The sequence below is a fragment of the Hansschlegelia zhihuaiae genome (assembly GCF_004103825.1).
Lineage (GTDB): Bacteria > Pseudomonadota > Alphaproteobacteria > Rhizobiales > Methylopilaceae > Methylopila > Methylopila zhihuaiae.
This window is the reverse complement of sequence record NZ_RYFI01000017.1, coordinates 1-17,656: the sequence shown is the minus strand read 5'-3', so window position 1 is coordinate 17,656 and position 17,656 is coordinate 1. Positions and strand designations below refer to the sequence as shown.

Annotated in this window: 20 protein-coding genes; 7 read left to right on the top strand and 13 right to left on the bottom strand. The window is 70.0% G+C overall.

The genetic code is table 11. The features are described from left to right. The first annotated feature begins 74 nt into the window (after window positions 1-74). Both EK403_RS16515 and EK403_RS16510 read left to right on the top strand, forming a co-directional pair. Entirely contained in the window at window positions 75-557 is a 483-nt protein-coding gene (locus EK403_RS16515) for an SRPBCC family protein (protein ID WP_428979623.1), read from the top strand. Continuing rightward, window positions 554-865, top strand: a complete 312-nt coding sequence (locus tag EK403_RS16510) for a hypothetical protein (RefSeq protein ID WP_128778576.1) — start codon at window positions 554-556, stop codon at window positions 863-865. Before EK403_RS16515 ends, EK403_RS16510 begins: the two co-directional genes overlap by 4 nt. 16 nt (window positions 866-881) lie before the next feature. Here EK403_RS16510 and EK403_RS16505 read toward each other — a convergent pair whose 3' ends face one another. Further along, entirely contained in the window at window positions 882-1,499 is a 618-nt protein-coding gene (locus tag EK403_RS16505; RefSeq protein WP_128778575.1) for a glutathione S-transferase family protein, read from the bottom strand. A gap of 29 nt (window positions 1,500-1,528) precedes the next feature. Continuing rightward, entirely contained in the window at window positions 1,529-1,957 is a 429-nt protein-coding gene (mscL, locus tag EK403_RS16500; protein ID WP_128778658.1) for a large conductance mechanosensitive channel protein MscL, read from the bottom strand. Between the two features lie 230 nt (window positions 1,958-2,187). Here mscL and EK403_RS16495 point away from each other — a divergent pair, with 230 nt between their 5' ends. Both EK403_RS16495 and EK403_RS16490 read left to right on the top strand, forming a co-directional pair. Further along, entirely contained in the window at window positions 2,188-5,679 is a 3,492-nt protein-coding gene (locus EK403_RS16495; RefSeq protein WP_342633790.1) for a hybrid sensor histidine kinase/response regulator, read from the top strand. Further along, window positions 5,676-6,755: a sulfotransferase family protein gene (locus tag EK403_RS16490; RefSeq protein ID WP_128778574.1), complete on the top strand. Its 1,080-nt coding sequence runs from the start codon at window positions 5,676-5,678 to the stop codon at window positions 6,753-6,755. The genes EK403_RS16495 and EK403_RS16490 overlap by 4 nt, the downstream gene beginning before the upstream one ends. 144 nt (window positions 6,756-6,899) lie before the next feature. On the opposite strand, the gene EK403_RS16485 is transcribed toward EK403_RS16490, so the two are convergent. Next, window positions 6,900-7,571, bottom strand: a complete 672-nt coding sequence (locus EK403_RS16485; protein WP_128778573.1) for a response regulator transcription factor — start codon at window positions 7,569-7,571, stop codon at window positions 6,900-6,902. Window positions 7,572-7,712: 141 nt separating this feature from the next. Further along, entirely contained in the window at window positions 7,713-8,195 is a 483-nt protein-coding gene (locus EK403_RS16480) for a secondary thiamine-phosphate synthase enzyme YjbQ (protein WP_128778572.1), read from the bottom strand. Window positions 8,196-8,282: 87 nt separating this feature from the next. Between EK403_RS16480 and EK403_RS16475 the strand changes: the two genes are divergently transcribed. Beyond that, complete coding sequence (locus EK403_RS16475; RefSeq protein ID WP_128778571.1) at window positions 8,283-9,233, top strand: alpha/beta hydrolase; 951 nt, start codon at window positions 8,283-8,285, stop codon at window positions 9,231-9,233. A 144-nt stretch (window positions 9,234-9,377) separates the two neighbouring features. On the opposite strand, the gene EK403_RS16470 is transcribed toward EK403_RS16475, so the two are convergent. The 3 genes from EK403_RS16470 to EK403_RS16460 all read right to left on the bottom strand — a co-directional run bounded on the left by EK403_RS16470 (window position 9,378) and on the right by EK403_RS16460 (window position 11,160). Next, a complete protein-coding gene (locus EK403_RS16470) occupies window positions 9,378-9,590 on the bottom strand; it encodes a hypothetical protein (RefSeq protein WP_128778570.1) in 213 nt (70 codons plus the stop codon). Between the two features lie 68 nt (window positions 9,591-9,658). Further along, complete coding sequence (locus tag EK403_RS16465) at window positions 9,659-10,471, bottom strand: creatininase family protein (RefSeq protein ID WP_128778569.1); 813 nt, start codon at window positions 10,469-10,471, stop codon at window positions 9,659-9,661. 2 nt (window positions 10,472-10,473) lie between these two features. Then, the gene (locus EK403_RS16460; protein WP_245479747.1) at window positions 10,474-11,160 is read right to left on the bottom strand and encodes a pyroglutamyl-peptidase I; all 687 of its coding nucleotides are present in this window, start codon (window positions 11,158-11,160) and stop codon (window positions 10,474-10,476) included. A gap of 149 nt (window positions 11,161-11,309) precedes the next feature. On the opposite strand from EK403_RS16460, the gene EK403_RS16455 reads away from it, so the two are divergent. Next, entirely contained in the window at window positions 11,310-11,783 is a 474-nt protein-coding gene (locus EK403_RS16455; protein ID WP_128778568.1) for a MarR family winged helix-turn-helix transcriptional regulator, read from the top strand. Between the two features lie 119 nt (window positions 11,784-11,902). Here EK403_RS16455 and EK403_RS16450 read toward each other — a convergent pair whose 3' ends face one another. From EK403_RS16450 to EK403_RS16440, 3 genes are all read right to left on the bottom strand, one after another. Then, on the bottom strand, window positions 11,903-12,640 hold the full coding sequence (locus EK403_RS16450; protein ID WP_128778567.1) for a GNAT family N-acetyltransferase: 738 nt from the start codon (window positions 12,638-12,640) through the stop codon (window positions 11,903-11,905). An 80-nt stretch (window positions 12,641-12,720) separates the two neighbouring features. Continuing rightward, complete coding sequence (locus EK403_RS16445) at window positions 12,721-13,119, bottom strand: hypothetical protein (RefSeq protein ID WP_128778566.1); 399 nt, start codon at window positions 13,117-13,119, stop codon at window positions 12,721-12,723. A gap of 192 nt (window positions 13,120-13,311) precedes the next feature. Then, on the bottom strand, window positions 13,312-13,884 hold the full coding sequence (locus tag EK403_RS16440) for a type 1 glutamine amidotransferase domain-containing protein (RefSeq protein WP_128778565.1): 573 nt from the start codon (window positions 13,882-13,884) through the stop codon (window positions 13,312-13,314). 145 nt (window positions 13,885-14,029) lie between these two features. On the opposite strand from EK403_RS16440, the gene EK403_RS16435 reads away from it, so the two are divergent. Beyond that, a complete protein-coding gene (locus EK403_RS16435) occupies window positions 14,030-15,211 on the top strand; it encodes a pyridoxal phosphate-dependent aminotransferase (protein WP_128778564.1) in 1,182 nt (393 codons plus the stop codon). Between the two features lie 160 nt (window positions 15,212-15,371). Here EK403_RS16435 and EK403_RS16430 read toward each other — a convergent pair whose 3' ends face one another. The 3 genes from EK403_RS16430 to eda all read right to left on the bottom strand — a co-directional run bounded on the left by EK403_RS16430 (window position 15,372) and on the right by eda (window position 17,336). Next, window positions 15,372-15,662, bottom strand: a complete 291-nt coding sequence (locus tag EK403_RS16430) for a DUF2934 domain-containing protein (RefSeq protein WP_128778563.1) — start codon at window positions 15,660-15,662, stop codon at window positions 15,372-15,374. Between the two features lie 72 nt (window positions 15,663-15,734). Further along, window positions 15,735-16,604 carry a tellurite resistance TerB family protein gene (locus tag EK403_RS16425; RefSeq protein WP_128778562.1) on the bottom strand — a complete coding sequence of 290 codons (870 nt, stop codon included), beginning with the start codon at window positions 16,602-16,604 and terminating at the stop codon, window positions 15,735-15,737. Between the two features lie 81 nt (window positions 16,605-16,685). After that, a complete protein-coding gene (eda, locus tag EK403_RS16420; RefSeq protein WP_128778561.1) occupies window positions 16,686-17,336 on the bottom strand; it encodes a bifunctional 4-hydroxy-2-oxoglutarate aldolase/2-dehydro-3-deoxy-phosphogluconate aldolase in 651 nt (216 codons plus the stop codon). Window positions 17,337-17,656: the final 320 nt, after the last annotated feature.

Genomic DNA, 17,656 nt, shown 5'->3' with positions numbered 1-17,656 from the left:
GGCGTCCGGCCAGGCCCTACACCCTTCCGTGAAGCGGCGGGACAGCCGCCGCGACGATGGGAGGGACGGGCATGATGAGCTTCAAGAAAATTGCGCTCTGTATGGCGTTTGCGACGATCGCGGCCGCGCCGGCCTTTGCGGTCGAGGTCACCGAGGCGACGCCGGTGAACGCGAAGCCGGAGAAGGTCTGGGCGACGATCGGCGGATTCTGCGGCATCTCGCAATGGCACCCGGCGGTGGAGGCCTGCGCGCTCTCGACCTCGAACGGCAAGCAGCTCCGGACGCTGACGCTGAAGGGCGGCGGCACGATCGTCGAGGAGCAGCTCGGCCGAGACGAGGCGGCGATGAAATACAGCTACGCCATCATCGAGAGCCCGCTGCCGGTCGCGAATTACGTCGCGACCATCCAGGTCGAGCCGTCGGGCTCGGCCGGGTCGAAGGTGACGTGGTCCGGCCGGTTCGAACCCAAGGGCGCGAGCGCGGCCGAGGCCAAGGGCGTGATCGACGGCATCTATGTGAAGGGGCTGGCGGGGATCGTGGACGGCGCGACCAAGTGAGGGCGGCGGTTCCCGCCGGCCTCGTCCTCAGGTCCGCGGCGTTCGCCGCGGGCCTCTTGGCGTCTCTTCAGTCCGGCGCGCAGGCCCAGGAGACCGCGGAGGCGATGCTGCCGGTCTGGCGGGAGGCGAACGCCGCCTGCCTGGCCGGCCAGGCTGGCGCGGCCGAGAACCGCGCCGCCTGCGCGCGCCGCGATCATTTCACCAACCGCCTGTCGCGGCTCGGGCTCTGCTACGGGAAGCAGGGGCAGGCCGCGGCGGATCCCGACTGGCACGCCTGCGAGGCCGACTCCAACCGGCTCGGCCGCTGAGGGCCGTCGCCTCAAATCACTGCGCGGCGGCGCGCTGGAAGGCCGGCCGCGCCTTGAGGCGCTCGAGATAAGCCTCGAAGCGCTCGGGTCCCGGCAGCTTGCCCCAGCCCGAGAGCCAGTTGAGCATCGAGCCGACCATCAGGTCGGCGCCCGTGAAGGCGTCGCCCGTCAGATAAGGGCTGGAAGAGACTCCCGCCGCGATCCGGTTCATCACCTTCTCATAGGGCGGCCAGCCGATCGCCGTCGCGGGCGCGGCCTCGGCGCGTGGCCAGACATGGTCGGCGAGCGCGGGTTCGGCCGCGGCCGACACATAGGCGATCCAGTTGAGATAGGCGCCGCGGCGCGGGTCCGACGGTCCCGGCGCGAGCCCGGCGCCCGGGACCGCGTCGGCGACATGGATGACGATCGCCGAGCTTTCGGTCACGACCGTCGACCACGATCCCCCCGGGCCCCGGTCGATCAGCGTCGGCAGCTTGCCGTCCGGGTTGAGCTCGAGGAAGTCCGGCTTCTTGTGGGTCCCGGCCTCCAAATCGTGGGAGACAATCTCGTAGGGCGCCCCCGCTTCCTCCAGCAGCCATTTGATGCGCTGGGCGCGCGACTGCGGGTGGTGGTGGAGCACGAAGCGGGCGGCCATGCGGTGTCTCCTTCAGGCTCCCGCGCAGGTCAGACCTTCGCGGCGGCGCCCGAGAGGATGTCGCGGATCTCGGTCAGGAGTTTGACGTCCGCCGGCGTTTCGGCGACCGGTGCGGGCTTCGCTTCCTCCTTGCGCTTCAGGCGGTTGATGGCCTTGATGACCATGAACAGCACGGCCGCGACGATCAGGAAGTTGATCGTGATGGTCAGGAAGTTGCCATAGGCCAGCACCGCGCCCTGCTTCTTGGCGTCGACCAGCGCCGGGGCGTTCACCGCCGACGACAGACCGATATAGTAGTTCGAGAAGTCGAGCCCGCCGATGACCGCGCCGATGATCGGCATGAAGACGTCGCCCACCAGGCTCTCGACGATCTTGCCGAAGGCCGCGCCGATGATGACGCCGACCGCGAGGTCGACGACGTTGCCTTTCATGGCGAATTCTTTGAATTCCTGGATCATCGACATCGCGTTGGGTCCCCTGTTTCGCGGCTGATGACAGCGGCCGGGTCGACCCGCTAGACCAGATCCGCTTTCGGTCGCGAACGGCGCTGACGGGCGCAGTTGCCCGCGCCCCGGCGCTGGAGCAAGTTCGCGAATGACGAACTTGCTCTGCAAGTTAGCGAAAGGGCGAAGAGAATGACAAGACGAGGCGGCGCGGGCGGCGCTGCGCGGTCCGAGAGGTAGGCGCGGTGCAGGGACCGCTCGCGCTCGCCATGGCGCTCGTCTATCTCGGCGCGCTGTTCGCGCTCGCGGCCTATGTCGACCGCCGCAATCCGGCCTGGACCTCCGGGCGGCTGCGTCCGCTGCTCTACGCGCTCGGCCTCGGGGTCTACTGCACCTCCTGGTCGTTCTACGGCGCGGTCGGCTTCGCCTCGGCGAACGGGTGGAGCTTCCTCGCCTTCTCGCTCGGCCCGATCCTGCTGCTCGCGCTGTTCGGCGCGACGATGCGGCGGGTGGTGCGGCTCGCCAAGGCCCAGAACATCACCTCGGTGGCCGACTTCATCGGCGCCCGCTACGGCAAGAGCGAGCGGGTCGCGGCGCTGGTCGCGCTGGCCTCGATCGTGAGCGTCGTGCCTTACGTCGCGCTGCAGCTCAAGGCGGTCGCGATGTCCGCCGCCGTGATGTTCGGCCCCGACGCGGCCCGTTCGGTCGACCCCGCCTTCGTCGCGGCGGTCGCCCTGGCGTTCTTCGCCATGCTGTTCGGCACCCGTCAGGTGGCCGCCACCGAACGACAGGACGGGCTGATGGCCGCGGTCGCGGTCGAGTCGCTGGTCAAGCTCGTGGTCTTCCTCGGCGTCGGGGCCTTCGTGACCTTCGCGTTGTTCGACGGGCCGGCCGCCTTGCTCGAGCGCGCCGCCGCGGCGGGCGCAGACCTCGCCTTCGCCGAGCCCCCCGACCTGCCGGGCTGGATCGCGCTGACGCTGCTCTCCTTCACGGCCTTCCTGCTGCTGCCGCGCCAGTTCCACGTCGCCGTGGTCGAGAACCGCGAGGAGGCCGACGTCGGGCGCGCCGCCTGGCTCTTCCCCGCCTATCTCGTGGCCTTCAGCGTCTTCGTCGCGCCGATGGCGCTCGCCGGGTTGGTGACGTTCGGGGCCGGCGGCGCCATCGCGCCGGACGCCTTCGTGCTCGCGCTGCCGCTCGAGGCCGGCGCCCGCTGGGTCGCGGTCGCGGCTTTCCTGGGAGGCCTCTCGGCCGCGAGCGCGATGGTGATCGTCGAATGCGTGGCGCTGTCCGTGATGGTCTCGAACGACCTCGCGATGCCCGTGATGCTGCGCGGCCGCACGGCGCAGCGCTCCAGCATGACGGGGTGGCTCCTCGTCGTGCGCCGGCTCGCGATCGCGGCCGTGGCCGTTGCCGCTTACGGCTTGCATCGTCTTGGAGAGGGCGTCGACCTCTCTGCCCTCGGTCTGGTGGCTCTCGCCGCGATCGCTCAGCTCGCCCCGGCGTTCTTCGGCGGGCTCGCATGGCGGCGGGCGAACGCCCGGGGCGCGCTGGCCGGGATCGCGGTCGGGCTTCTGGTCTGGGTCTGGACGCTGGTCCTGCCCGCCGCGGCGCATCTGCCGTCGCTTTCGGGGATCGCCCTGCTTGGAGGCGCGCGTCTCGACTGGCTCGCCGCCGCAGGCGTCGATCCGATCGCCCGGTCCGTGTTCCTGAGCCTCGCGCTCAATGCGCTCGTCTTCGTCGGCGTCTCGCTGACGCGCCAGCCGACTCCGATCGAGCGGCAGCAGGCGGCGGCGTTCTGCGGCGACGAGCCATCGGTCGAGACGTCGACGAAGCCCGCCTCGCCGGCCGCCTATCGGCCCTGGCGCTCGCGCGCGACCGCGGGCGAACTGGTGCAGACGGTCGCGCGCTATCTCGGGCCGGAGCCCACCGAGATCGCCTTCCGCGGCTTCGCGATCGCGCGCGGGACGGCGCTCGCGCCCGAGGCGGAGGCCGACCTGCAGACGGTGCGCTTCGCCGAGCACCTGCTGGCGTCGGCGATCGGCGCCGCCTCGTCGCGGCTGGTGCTCTCGATGCTGCTGACCAAGCGCGACGTCACCACCACCGACGCGCTCAAACTCCTCGACGACGCGTCCGCCGCGATGCTGACCAGCCGCGACGTGCTGCAGAACGCGCTCGACCACGCCCGCCAGGGCGTCACCGCGATCGACAAGAACATGAAGCTCGTCTGCTGGAACCGGCAGTTTCGCGAGCTGTTCGATCTGCCCGAGGAGATGATCCATTTCGGCGTCGGTCTCGACGACATCTTCCGCTTCAACGCTGCGCGCGGCCTCTATGGCCCGATCGATCCGGAGCCGTTCATCGCCGACCGCATCGATCGCTTCGTTGGGAAACTCGAGACGCTGCGCACCCGGCTCCACCCCTCGGGCCGCGTCATCGAGATCCGCTCCGCCCGCATGCCGGGCGGCGGCGTCGTGACCACCTACACCGACATCTCCGACACGGTCGCGGCCCAGGAGGCGCTGGAGCGCGCCAACGAGACGCTGGAGCGGCGCGTGCGCGAGCGCACCCGCGAGCTCACGCGCCTCAACCAGGAGCTCGCCCGCGCCAAGACAGAGGCCGACGAGGCCAACATCTCGAAGACCCGATTCCTCGCCGCCGCGAGCCACGACATCCTGCAGCCGCTGAACGCCGCGCGGCTGTTCGCCACCAGCCTCGTGGAGCGCGCCTCGTCGGAGCCCGAGCACGCCAGGCTCGCCAAGAATGTCGACTCCTCGCTCGACGCCGTCGAGGAGATCCTGTCGACGCTGCTCGACATCTCCCGCCTCGACACCGGCGCGATGCGCCCCGAGCTCTCGAGCTTCCGGCTCGACGACATCACCTCCCAGCTCGCCCGGGAATTCGCGCCGGTCGCCGAGGAGAAGGGACTTCGCCTCACCGTGGCGGCGACCAGCGTGACGGTGCGCTCCGACCGCCGTCTGCTGCGCCGGGTGCTGCAGAATCTCGTCTCGAACGCGATCAAATACACGCCGCGCGGGCGGGTGCTGGTCGGGGTCCGGCGCCTCAAGGGGCGGGTGCGGGTCGAGGTCTGGGACACCGGCCTCGGCATCGAGCCGCAGCAGCAGAAGGTCGTGTTCCGCGAATTCAAGCGGCTGGATCAGGGCGCCAAGGTCGCGCCTGGCCTCGGGCTCGGGCTGTCGATCGTCGAGCGCATCGCGCGCATCCTCGACCACCCGATCACGCTCAGGTCGCGGCCGGGGAAGGGCTCGATCTTCGCGATCGAGGCGCCGGTCGTCGCGGCGATGCCGGCCCTGAAGGTCGCGTCCGAGCGCGGGCTCGCCCCGAGCCCCGCGCTTGCAGGGCTGACGGTGCTCGCGATCGACAACGAGGCCGCGATATTGGAAGGCATGAGAACATTGCTCGAAGGCTGGGGTTGCGCGGTGCTGACGGCGTCGAGCCAGAAAGAGGCGGAGCAGGTGGTGCGCCGGCGAAGGACGATCCCCGACGTGCTGCTCGCCGACTACCATCTCGACGACGCTGACGGTCTCGAGGCGATCGTCGCGCTGCGCTGGAAATTCGGCAGCCCGATCCCCGCGGCGCTGATCACCGCCGACCGCACGCCCGAGCTGCGCGCCTCGGCGGAAGACAAGCGCGTGACGGTGCTGCCCAAACCGATCCGCCCGGCCGCGCTGAGGGCTTTGCTCGCCCAGACGCTCGCACACCGGACCGCTGCCGAATGAGGACGTTGCGAACGCTCGTGCCGCCGCCCCGTTCCACGCTCCATCCGCTCGCGGGGGCCGAGTATGAGACGGTCAAGCGGGTGCTCCGGCGCAACGACAGGATCCGCGCCGCCCATTTCGGGCTGCTCGCGGTGTCCTGGGTCGCGACCCGGTTCCGGCGCCCCTTCATCGAGAAGGCGACGGCGGCGGCGGCGGAAGTCCCCGACGACTGGCACCGGACGACGCCGCCGATCTTCGTGCTCGGCTTCTGGCGGAGCGGCACGACGCTGCTGCACGAGCTGCTCGCCGCCGACCCGGACCTCGCCGGCCCCTCGCTGATCGACGTGCTGTTCCCGGCCGACGCGCCCTATCTCGCGCGCTACAAGCGCCGCTTCGTGGGGGGCATCCTGCCGCCGACCCGCGTCACGGACCTCGTCGAGGTGTCGCCGCGCTCGATCCAGGAGGAGGAGCTCGCGATCTCCAATCTCGGGGGGCCGTCCTTCTTCGCCGTCACATATTTTCCGCGCCGCTACGACGAAGCCGTCGAGGAGGCGATGTTCTTCGACGGCGCGCCGGAGGCCCGGGCCGAGTGGCGGGCGGCGCACGGTCACTTCATGAAGCTGCTCAACGTCAAATATCCGGGACGCCGGCTGCTGCTGAAGAACCCCGCCAACTGCACCCGCATCCCCGAACTGCTCGCGCTCTACCCCGACGCCTATTTCGTGCGGACCGAGCGGGCGGCCGAGGAGGTCATTCCGTCCTTCATGCGGATGCAGCGGCTCGGCGACGGCGCTTTCTCGCTGCAGGGACGGCCGAGGCCCCGCGACCGCGCGGCCGCCGAACGCTTCCATGCGCGTGTGACCGGGAGGCTGGAGGAAGACTGGGCGCTGATCAGCCCCGACCGTCGGGCCACCGTGCGCTACGAGGACGTCATCGAGAGCCCGGTGCAGACCGTCGCGGGAATCTATCGCGACCTGGGGCTGGAGTTCACGCCGACCGCCAAGAAGCGCGTCAGGGCCTATTGGAATCGCAAGGGCAAGGCCCGGACGCCGCAGCGCATTCCGCCGGACGAGGACGTGCCTGTCGTCGGCGTGTGAGCGTAGGGCTGGGGCGGCAAAATAAGAGCGTCATTCCGGGCTTGTCCCGGAATCCATGTCCTCGCCGTTCCGATCGCCAGGCCTCGTCAGCGGAAATGGGTCCCGGGACAAGCCCGGGACGACGGCGCAGGTGAGGCCGCCCCCTCACATGCCGTTGGCGCGTTCCGGCCACTGGCCGGCCTCGATCTTGGACGCAGCGATCACCGCCTGGGTGCGGCTCTCGACGCCGAGCTTGGCGAGGATCGCCGAGACATGAGCCTTCACGGTCGCCTCGGAGACGCTGAGCTCGTAGGCGATCTGCTTGTTGAGCAGGCCCTGGCTCAGCATCATCAGGACGCGCACCTGCTGGGGCGTCAGCGTGCCGAGGCGCGCCGCGAGCTTCGCGGAGCCGTCGTCCGGCCCGGCGAGGTCGACGTCGGGGGGCGACCAGGTCTCGCCGGCGAGCACCGCGCGGACCGCCTCGCGCATCTCTTCGACGCCGAGCGTCTTGGGGATGAAGCCCGAGGCGCCGAAATCCATGCAGCGGCGGATCACGGTCGGGTCCTCATTGGCCGAGACCACCACCACGGGCAGCGCCGGATACTGGGCGCGCAGATACATCAGGCCCGAGAAGCCGCTGACCCCCGGCATGGTGAGGTCGAGCAGCACCAGGTCGAAGGCGCTGTCGGTCTCGAGGGTCTTCGAGGCGGCCTCGAAGGAGCCGGCTTCGGAGATCTCGGCGGCTTCGCCAGCCATCGCCTCGCGCAAGGCGGCGCGGAACAGCGGATGGTCGTCGGCGATGAGGACGCGGAAATTCGAAGAGGAAGCGCTCGTCATGAAGGTCTCATAACGATTCGCGGACGTGAAATCGATGCGTTAAGTCGCCTCAATTCGGAATAGTTCTGAAGGCGTTGCGGAATTAGCGCGCCCGCCGCGATTCCGGACGCGCATTCGGGGCGCCGCGGCCGTCGCGAGGCGTCACGCCGCGGCCTTCGACCCGACGAAATGCAGGATCAACTCGCGCCGATGCGGCCGGTCCCGGTGCTCGACGAGATAGATCGCCTGCCAGGTCCCGAGCGCAAGCCGGCCGCCGATCACAGGGACGGCGACCGAGGCGCCGGTGAGCATGGTCTTCACATGGGCCGGCATGTCGTCCGGCCCCTCGTCGTCGTGGCGCCAGCCGGCGGCGCGCGGCGCGAGCCGGTCGAGCGCGTCGACGAGGTCGTCCAGCACCTCGGGGCTGGCGTTCTCCTGGATCGTCAGCGACGCCGAGGTGTGGCGGCAGAACAGCGTCGCGAGTCCGTCGCCGGCGTGCGCCTCCTCGAGCGCCGCCGCAACCTCGTGGGTCACGTCGGTGAGCGAGGGCCCCCGCGTCTCGACCGCGATGCGCGCCATCGCCTGGTGGTCGGCGGGGCCTGACGAGACCGTCGAGCTGGCCGCGCGTGTGAGGGTTCTGGTCATGACCTCGATGTTGGGGCCGCCGGGCCTTGCGGCGAGACCCCCGGTCGCGTTTTCTCGCAGGCCCCGCGAACCAGCCTCGGAAGCCCCATGCCCCCGATCGCGATCGATCCCGCCGTCTTCGCTCCCGACGCCGCGCCGGCCGGAACCAGGGCGCTCGCCGACACGCTGATCGAAAAGGCGAGCGGCGCGCCGGACAACTGGTCGCTCGGGCCGGCGGAGGTCAGGGCGCGGCGCGAGCGCGGCATCACGCCCTTCATCATCGGGCCGAAGAGCCCGCGGGCCGAGACGCTCACGATCGACGGCCCCGACGGACTTTTACGGCTTCGTGTCATCGCGCCCGAGAACCCGAGCGCCGTCTATCTCCATTTCCACAGCGGCGGATGGACGCTTGGAACGTTCGATCAGGACGACCCGCGGCTGGAGCGGCTCGCGAGCGAGCTCGGCTTCGCGTGCCTCTCGGCCGAGTATCGGCTCTCGCCTGAAAGCCCCTATCCAGCAGGCCCCGACGATTGCGAGACCGCCGCGCTCTGGGTTGCGCATGAGGCCGCGCCCCGCTTCGGCGCGGACCGGCTGCTGATCGGCGGGGAATCCGCCGGCGCGCATCTCGCGGCCGTCACGCTGGTGAGACTGCGCGACCGGCACGGGCTCACGCCCTTCTCGCGCGCCAATCTCACGGCCGGCAGCTTCGACCTCGGCCTGACGCCGAGCGCGCGGCTGTTCGGAGACCAGAAGCTCGTGCTCGGCACGCGCGACGTCCGGATGTTCGCGGCCAACTTCCTGCAGAACGGCGAGGACCTCTCCGACCCGGACGTCTCGCCGCTCTACGCCGACCTCTCCGGCCTGCCGCCCGCGATCTTCACCGTCGGAACGCGCGACCCGCTGGTCGACGACACGCTGTTCATGGCGGCGCGCTGGGCCGCGGCCGGCAATGAGGCGGAGCTCTCGGTCTGGCCGGGCTCGGCCCACGTCTTCACCTCGCTGCCCGACCCGAACGCCAAGCCGGCCTTCGACAAGGTGATGGCGTTCCTGAAGGGATAGCGCCGCCTCAACTTCCCGGCTTCCCCGTTTTGACGCGGACCATCAGCAGGATCGGCCGGTGAGCTCGCACCCTGCGCGCATAAGTCCGGCGATCGCGGGGGAGGATGGGTCCCAGCTCAAGGCCGGGACATGGCCGCCGAGCTTCTAGGCCTTGCCGGCGATCACGCTGAGCAGAACCCGCGCGACGTCGGCCGTCACCTTGCGGCGGTACTTGCGGTGGACGAGCTGGCCGTTGTGGTAGACGTCGTGCTCGACATACAGGACCGTTCCGTCCCAGCGCAGCACATTGTCGGTCTCCGTGGTCTCGATGACCTTGAGGCCTTCGATCAGCCGCTCTTCCTGCCGCACGTCCGTCATATCGGCGCTCGCCTCCCCCGCGTTGTTGTTGGGTCATGGTGGAGCGAGCCGCCGGGGTTGTCGAGCCGTCACTTCTCCGGCGGCCAGCTCGCCAGCTTCTCCATCGGGAACCGCGCGACGTCCTCGAGCAGAGCCACGAAGGCGCGCGCGCCGTGGTCCGCAGCCGCCTCGCCGTCTTCAGCGCGTCCGGAGGCCGCGTTGCCCACGGCGCCGGACGGGTGGACGTCCTGCGCCATCCAGCCGAAGCCAGCCGGCGTCGAGGCGCGGAGCTGCGCGAAGTCGCGCTCCATGTCGACCGTCATGGGCCGGAAGTCCTGCGCCTTCTCCATCCGCACCAGGTCGGAGCGGAAGGCGAGCATCAGCGCCGTCTCGATGCCGCCGGCATGAATGCCATGCCGGATCTCGTCGGGCTCGAACAGGCCCGCCGGGAAGCCGAAGCGCTGCCAGCTCGCGGTCACCGCCAGCATGCCGTGCTCGACCCTGAGCCGGCGCGCCACGATGTCGAGCACGGCGGTGTTGCCCCCATGGCTGTTGATCAGCACAAGCTTCCTCACGCCCGCCCGCGCGACCGACGCGCCGATGTCGGTCCAGGCCGCGATGACGGTCTCGGGCGAGAGCGACAGCGTGCCCGGAAACGCAATGTGCTCGGCGGATGTGCCGATCTGCTGGAAGGGCAGGAAGGTGACGGGCAGATCGTCCGGGATGAGCGGCTCGGCGCGGGCGAGATGACCTTCGCCGATCATCGCGTCGACGCCGACCGGCAGGTGCGGCCCGTGCTGCTCGACGGCCGCGATCGGCATAACGGCGATCCAGTCCTTGACGCCAGGATCGCGAAAATCCTCGGTGGTCATGTCCATCCAGCGGCGGCGGGGCAGGCTCATCGTCAGGCGAGGCTCTCGTTGTGATGGGTTTTCTGGCGTCGGCGGGTCGCGCGCCGGGTATGGACCAGAAAGGCCCGGACCGCACGCGCCATGTCGTCGAGCTTCATGCCCGCGATCCCGTCGCGGCCGACCGCCTGCGGGATCTGGGCCTCGATCTGCTCGGGCAGCAGCGGAAGATGCAGGAAGGTCGCGACGAAAGCAGGATCGGCGCGCGGGCCGGCCTCGAGAGCGAGATAGAGCGTCTGGTTGCAGAGATGCGTTCCGGCGTCGTCCGAGACCGCGGCCGGGACGCCTTCGGCCGAGACGGCGGCCGCCGCGCCGTTGAGATCGGGCCAGGTGGCCGCCCGGCGGTCGGGTCCGTTATCGCGCACCGGGCCGATGAAGCCCGTGCGGCCGCGGGCGTCCGGGACGCCGAGGTCGCGGCGGTTCACGGCGACGCGCTCGAGGGCGAGCGTTTCGCGGGACGCCGCCTGGCCCGTCAGCAGGACGTGGGTCGGGCGCGCCTTGGCGACGGCCTCGGCGAACGCCGCTTCCACCATTTCAGAGTCGACCTCGAACGTCGCGAAGGCGACCGGCCCGTCCCACAGCGCCGCAAGCGCGCGCCTGTCGCGCGTCAACCGCCCGATCAGCCGCTCGGAGCAATTCGGGCCGCCGTCGAAGCGGCCGAAGGCGGTGATGAGCAGGCTCACGATCTCCGGCTCGCGCCGAAGGTCTTTCGCATAGGACGCAAGTCTAAGGAAATACGACGGTTTTTGACCGTCTTTCGCGCTCGACTTCCTGTCATACGCACAGCATATCCTTTTGTCGGCAAGGTTTGGCGCCGACAGAGGGCGAAACAATGAAGAGCCCCTACGCGAAGACCGTGGGCTACGAACTGGTGCACGCCGCGCGGCTGCACCGCGCGCGCAGCGCCCAGTTGCTGACGGAGCTCGGACTGTTCCCCGGCCAGGAGCAGGTGCTGACGCTGCTCGCCGCCGAGAACGGCTGCACGATGGGCGATCTCGCCTCCGAGCTCAGGGTCCGGCCGCCGACGGCGTCGAAGACCGTGGCGCGGCTCGCCGCCCAGGGTCTGGTGGAGCGGCGGACGGTCAATGGCGACGGGCGCATCGTGCGGGTCGAGCTGACCGACGAGGGACGCCGGCGCGCCGAGGCCGTCGACGCGATCTGGGGCGAGCTCGAGCGTGAGGCCTCGGACGGCATCGACGGCAAGGACCGCAAGCGCCTCAGGAAGCTGCTCCGCAAGCTCGGCCGCAATGTCGCCGCCAAGCTCGGCGCCTCCTCGCAGGAGGATCCGGAAGACGACGAGGAATAGGCGCGGCCGCCGCCCTCATGTCCCGGCCTTGAGCCGGGACCCATTCTCCTCTGTCGCTCGTCGGCGAAGCTCAGCCGAAACCGAAAATCCTGCGCTCGCACCGTCCAATGGGTCCCGGCTCAAGGCCGGGACGTCGCCGCGGCGCGTAGATCCACCAGCCGCCTGATCTGGCGTCCGTCGCCGTCGAAATTCGCGGGCGCAAGCCAGGCCTCGAACGCGTCCTTCACAGCAGGCCAGTCGTCCTCGGTCATCGCGAACCACGCGGTGTCGCGGCTGCGGCCCTTGATGATCATGTGTTTCCGGAACACGCCCTCGAACCGGAAGCCGAGCCGCTCGGCGGCGGCGCGCGACGGCGCGTTGAGCGCGTCGCATTTCCACTCGTAGCGCCGGTAGCCGAGGTCCTCGAAGGCGTGCCGCGCCATGAGATACATGGACTCGGTCGCGGCCGGCGTGCGGGCGAGCGCCGGCGCGAACAGGATCGAGCCGACCTCGAGCGAGCGATGCGCGGGTTCGACCCGCATATAGGTCGCGCGGCCCACGGTCCGTCCCGACGCGCCGTCGCGGATCGCGAAGGTCACGGTCGCGTTCGGGCCTTCGGCTGCGAGCGCCAGCGCGTCGCGCATCGCGGCCTCGCTCTCGAATGGGCCGTCGAACAGATAGGCGAAGAGCCGCGCCTTTTCGGACCCGTGGGTCGCCGGGTAGAGGTCGGCGGCGTCGCGGGCGGGGTCGAGCGGTCCGAGCCGCACATGGCGGCCTTCGAGCGCGAGGGACCGGGGGCGCTCGGCCGGGCCGCCGGCCACGGGCAGGCCGCGTGGAAAACCGTCGACGAGTTCGGAAGACGAAGTTCTGTCTGTCATGGCGCGGAGAAGCGTGGCGAGAGCCGTCCTCCTGCCTCAGGAGGCCGTCGCCGTCCAACCACAAAACTTGAGCGCGCCCATCAGAGTTTCATCATCGGCGACCAGCCGGCGCCCGGCGCATAGCGCGACACCGACTTCTCCTTGCCGTCGGCCGGGAAGGCGAGCCACGGGGCGCCGTCCTTCGGGCAACCGGCGAGGTAGCTCAGGCCGAAGAACTCCTTCTCGCCGCTCGCGTCCGTCTTGGCCTGGCGGACGAGCTTGGCGAGGTTCGCGCGGACATGCGCGAGCCCGAGCGCCAGCGCCTGCCGGTGGATTTCCTTCAGCACGTCCGGCGCGCAGGAATCGACTTGCGGATGCAGGATCACCCGGACCTGGACGTTGGTCTTGCCGGCCTTGCCCGACAGCGTCGTCTGCTTGGCGGAGGCCGCTGCGGCGGGCGCGGCGATCGCGAGCAGCATGAGCGCAAGCGCGAATCTCAAATGGGCCTCCGCGGCGTCGCGTCCTCTCCGCCGACGTCCTCCGGCTTGACCGGAGGACCCATCGTCGGCGTCGAGATCCGCGCTCAAGGTGGGTGGTCCGGTCAAGCCGGACCACGACGACGGGGGAGGGGCTCGCATGAAAAAGCGGCGGGCTTGCGCCCGCCGCTCCGGATTTCTCCCTGAAGCCTCCGGTCAGGCCGCGGAGCGCTGCTGGCCCTGGTGGCGGCCCTCGGCGAACTCCTCGATCATCTTGGCGTTGAACGCCGGGATGTCGTCGGGCTTGCGGCTGGTGACGAGCCCCTGATCCACCACCACGGGCTCGTCGGAGACGATCGCGCCGGCGTTTCTGAGGTCGGTCTGGACCGCGCCCCAACTCGTCATCTTGCGGCCCTTCACCACTCCCGCGGTGATCAGCACCTGCGGCCCGTGGCAGATCGAGGCGACCGGCTTGCCGGCGTCGAAGAACGACTTGGCGAACGCCACCGCCTTCGGGTCGGAGCGCAGCGCGTCGGGGTTGAACAGGCCCCCCGGGATCAGGAGCCCATCGAACTCTTCGGCCCGCGCGCCCGCGACCTCCTTGTCGACGCTCACGCTGTCGCCGGGCTTGTCGTGCTTGAAGCCCTGGATCGAGCCGCTCTTGAGGCTGACGACCGAGACCATCGCGCCGGCTTCCTTCAGCGCCTTCATGGGCTCGGTAAGTTCGACCTGCTCGAAGCCGTCGGCGGCGAGGATGGCGATCTTTCGCCCGTCGAGACGGGTTGCCATGACATTCTCCTTCAGGATGCTAGTTTGATCTCGGAAGCGCGCCCGGAAGGCGCGCCACGCGGGCCTTCAAAGCCCTGCGTCATGCCGATTCCAACACGTCGCGCGCCCGATCGTTCCGAGGCGCGCGTCCTTGCGGAGACCGACCATGCTGAAGACCGTCGACGCCTTCGACCGCATCGGCGAGGAGAACGCCTTCGCGGTGCTGGCGAGGGCCACCAAGCTCGCCTCGGAAGGGCGCGACATCGTCAATCTCGGCATCGGGCAGCCGGATTTTCCGACCCCCGGCCACATCGTCGAGGCCGCCATCAAAGCGCTGAAGGACGGCCATCACGGCTACACGCCGGCGACCGGCATCCTGCCGTTGCGCGAGGCGGTGTCGAAGGACCTGAACAAGCGCTTCGGCGTCGAGGTCGACCCCGACCTCGTGATGATCATGCCCGGCGGCAAGGTCACGATGTACGCCTCGATCCTGCTGTTTGGGGAGCCCGGCGTCGACATCCTCTATCCCGACCCCGGATTCCCGATCTACCGTTCGATGATCGAGTTCACCGGCGCCAATCCGATCCCGGTGCCGATCCACGAGGAGAACGGCTTCGCGTTCTCCGCCGAGGAGACGCTGGCGCTGATCACGCCGAAGACGCGGCTGCTCATCATCAACTCCCCCGCCAACCCGACCGGCGGCGTGACGCCCAAGGAGGAGATCGACAAGCTCGTGAAAGGGCTCGAGAAATTCCCCGACGTCGCGATCATGTCCGACGAGATCTACGATCAGCTGACCTTCGACGGGCTGGAGCACCAGACGCTGCTCGCCTATCCGGAGATCCGCGACCGGCTGATCGTGCTGAACGGCTGGTCGAAGACCTACGCGATGACGGGCTGGCGGCTCGGCTGGTCGGTCTGGCCGAAGAAGCTCTACGACAATGTCCGCAAGCTCGCCGTCAACGCCTGGTCCTGCGTCAACGCCGCGACCCAATATGCCGGGATCGCGGCGCTCGAGGGGCCGCAGGACGCAGTCGACCACATGCGCCGCGAGTTCGACAAGCGCCGCAAGCTCGTGACCGCGGGGCTGAACGACCTGCCGGGCGTGAGCTGCGCGACGCCGAAGGGCGCGTTCTACGCCTATCCCAACATCAAGCAGACCGGCTGGAAGGCGAAGCCCCTCGCCTCGTCGCTCCTCGAGGACGCGGGCGTCGCCGTGATCGGCGGTCCCGATTTCGGCGTTCTGGGGGAGGGCTATATCCGCCTCTCCTACGCCAACTCCGCCGAGAACATCGCCCGCGCGCTGGATCGGATGAAGGACTTCCTGGAGAAGCGGCAGGCGGCCTAGGCGTTGGAGCCGCTGCGCGAATGTCCCGGCCTTGAGCCGGGATCCATCAGCGCGACGCCGGTCGGGGATCGTAGGCGGCGGCCGCTTACTTTTTGAACGCGGAGCAGAACGGGTCCCGGCTCAAGGCCGGGACATAAACGCGGCGCCAGGTCCAAACCGCTCACTTCTCCGGCGTCGACTCCCGATCGCCCTGGTCGCGCTGAAGCCCCGGGAACTCGCCAAGGTTCTCCTGCAGCTTCGCCTCTTCCACGGAGCGACCGAACCTCTTCTCGGCCTCGTCCTCGACGGCCTCCGAGACCGGCTCGAGCCCCGCGCCGGGGTTCGATTCGAAGGCCGCGAGCTCGCGGGCCTTTTCGAGGTAGTCATCCTCGCGGCCCGCCGGCGAGCCCGCGTCCTCCCAGAGCTTCTTCGCGCGTTCCTTGATGGCGGGGGTGACGGGCGTCTCGGACATCGGAACCTCGCATGCGGGAGTGGCGTGGAGGTCAACCGCCGGGACGCGCGGAGGTTCCGCGCGGCCCGGGGGTCAGATCGCCGCGACGCCCGACTGCTTGGCCTGGGCCGCGGTCGCCTCGAGATGGGCGACGAGCGGCGCGCCGAGGCCGAGCTTGTCCGCGAGCGTCTTGAGGAAGGCGCGCTCGGCGTCGGTGTCCGGATCGATGGTGAGGCGCGCCGCGAGCCAGACCTCGGAGGCGAGCTCGGGGCCGCGGGCCTCCGCCGCGATCTCGTCGAGATCGTCCGGCCGGCCGAGATGGTCGATCAGGAAGGACTGTTCGTCGCCATCGGCCCCCGATGCTTTGAGCGCGTCCTTGATCTTTCCGATCTCCTCGCCGTCGATCCGCCCATCGGAGCGGGCCGCGGCGATCATGGCGCGCACGAGCAGCAGGCCGAGCCGCTGCTCCTCGCCGCCGGTCGAGGGCGAGAACGCCGTCTCCTGCGGCGGCGGGGCGATCTCCACGGGGCCGGGCAGGGGCTGCGGCGCAGGCGCCGCGCCGCCCTGCGGAGCCTGCTGGGCTTCCTGGTAGTTCCGCCAGGCCTTGTAGGCGAGCCCGCCGAGGATCGCGAGGCCGCCGAGCTTCACGGCCGAGCCCGAGACCTTCGGCAGCTTGCTTTTGCCGCCGCCGAGCAGCACGGAGGCGAGCGTGCCCGCGATCGCGCCGCCCGCGACGCCGCCGAGCGGGCCCTTGGCGAAGCCTTCGATCTGGCTCATGAGGTCGCCGCCGCTCGAAGACGGCTGCCGCGTCGGCGCAGGGGAAGAGGAGCCGGGCCTGGCCGGCGCGCCGGGGCCGCCCATCCGCGACAGCGCGCCGCCGATCGTCTTTTCGAGGCCGCCGCCCGTCCCGCTCCCGGAGCCCGCGCCGAGGAACTGGTCGAGGAGTCTCTTGGCGTCGAGCATGGCGGGGCGTCTCCAGAGGGGCGTCGGGTCAGGCTGCGTCGACGTAATGCCGGCGCTGAGGCCCGGCAAGGGCGCCCGCGATCACCGCGCCTTGAGCGCCGAGGTCTCCCGGGCGAGCGTCCTGATCGCGTCCCAGTCGCCGGAGTCGATCGCCTGCTGCGGCGCGACCCAGGATCCGCCGACGCAGGCGACATTGCGCAGGATCAGGTAGTCCTCGACATTCCCGCGGTCGATGCCGCCGGTCGGCACGAAATGGAGCTCCGGCAGCGGCGCGACGAGCGCCTTCAGAAAGGGCGGGCCGCCCGCCGGGCCAGCGGGGAAGAACTTCGCGAAGGTCGCGCCGCGCTCGGCGAGCTGCATGGCTTCGGACACGGTCGAGACGCCCGGCAGCCAGGGCACAGGCGCCTCGCTCGCGGCGCCGAGCAGGCGAGAGGCCGAGCCGGGGCTGACCAGGAAGGCCGCGCCGGACTCGATCGCCTGCTGGACATGCTGCGGCTCGAGGATCGTGCCGGCCCCGACCGTCACGCCCTCGACCTCGTCGACGATCGCCTGCAGCGCCTCGAGCGCCTTCGGCGTGCGCATCGTGACCTCGAGCACCGTGAGCCCGCCGTCGCGCAGCGCCTTGGCGGTCGCGACCCCGGACTTGGCGTCCGAAAAGGTCAGCACCGGGATCACCGGCGTCTGGGACAGAATCGCGGCCAGGCGTTCGGTCTTGGCGAGCGTGAACGACATGGGAGCTCCTCGGCGACCAGAATGGCGCGACGTCCATCGCGCCCCGCGGCCTCCAGGTCAAGCCGCCGCCCGCCACCGCCGCGCGGCGGACGCCTCGCCGCGTTCATCGTCGCTTAACCATGAAACCGCCTCTGCACGGCCGCCCGCGCCCAAGGCGGCCGTGATTAATCCTTGCTTAGCTAGAGCCGGCGAAACGTTCGAGCGCCTCAGGATGAGGCGGCTACTCCTAGGATGGGAGCGCATTCCGTGGCTGACGTCACCCTGAATTCCGCCGTCCGTTCGAATCTGCGCACTTTGCAGTCGACGACGGATCTCATGAA

Excerpts from the sequence above, each read along its gene's own strand:
- EK403_RS16490 (WP_128778574.1), top strand. The coding sequence starts at position 5,676 with ATGAGGACGTTGCGAACGCTCGTGCCGCCGCCCCGTTCCACGCTCCAT.
- EK403_RS16440 (WP_128778565.1), bottom strand. The coding sequence starts at position 13,884 with ATGGCAACCCGTCTCGACGGGCGAAAGATCGCCATCCTCGCCGCCGAC.
- EK403_RS16475 (WP_128778571.1), top strand. The coding sequence starts at position 8,283 with ATGCCCCCGATCGCGATCGATCCCGCCGTCTTCGCTCCCGACGCCGCG.
- EK403_RS16470 (WP_128778570.1), bottom strand. The coding sequence starts at position 9,590 with ATGACGGACGTGCGGCAGGAAGAGCGGCTGATCGAAGGCCTCAAGGTC.
- EK403_RS16450 (WP_128778567.1), bottom strand. The coding sequence starts at position 12,640 with ATGACAGACAGAACTTCGTCTTCCGAACTCGTCGACGGTTTTCCACGC.
- EK403_RS16435 (WP_128778564.1), top strand. The coding sequence starts at position 14,030 with ATGCTGAAGACCGTCGACGCCTTCGACCGCATCGGCGAGGAGAACGCC.
- EK403_RS16465 (WP_128778569.1), bottom strand. The coding sequence starts at position 10,471 with ATGAGCCTGCCCCGCCGCCGCTGGATGGACATGACCACCGAGGATTTT.
- EK403_RS16425 (WP_128778562.1), bottom strand. The coding sequence starts at position 16,604 with ATGCTCGACGCCAAGAGACTCCTCGACCAGTTCCTCGGCGCGGGCTCC.
- eda (WP_128778561.1), bottom strand. The coding sequence starts at position 17,336 with ATGTCGTTCACGCTCGCCAAGACCGAACGCCTGGCCGCGATTCTGTCC.
- EK403_RS16480 (WP_128778572.1), bottom strand. The coding sequence starts at position 8,195 with ATGACCAGAACCCTCACACGCGCGGCCAGCTCGACGGTCTCGTCAGGC.
- EK403_RS16430 (WP_128778563.1), bottom strand. The coding sequence starts at position 15,662 with ATGTCCGAGACGCCCGTCACCCCCGCCATCAAGGAACGCGCGAAGAAG.
- mscL (WP_128778658.1), bottom strand. The coding sequence starts at position 1,957 with ATGATCCAGGAATTCAAAGAATTCGCCATGAAAGGCAACGTCGTCGAC.
- EK403_RS16515 (WP_428979623.1), top strand. The coding sequence starts at position 75 with ATGAGCTTCAAGAAAATTGCGCTCTGTATGGCGTTTGCGACGATCGCG.
- EK403_RS16455 (WP_128778568.1), top strand. The coding sequence starts at position 11,310 with ATGAAGAGCCCCTACGCGAAGACCGTGGGCTACGAACTGGTGCACGCC.
- EK403_RS16505 (WP_128778575.1), bottom strand. The coding sequence starts at position 1,499 with ATGGCCGCCCGCTTCGTGCTCCACCACCACCCGCAGTCGCGCGCCCAG.
- EK403_RS16485 (WP_128778573.1), bottom strand. The coding sequence starts at position 7,571 with ATGACGAGCGCTTCCTCTTCGAATTTCCGCGTCCTCATCGCCGACGAC.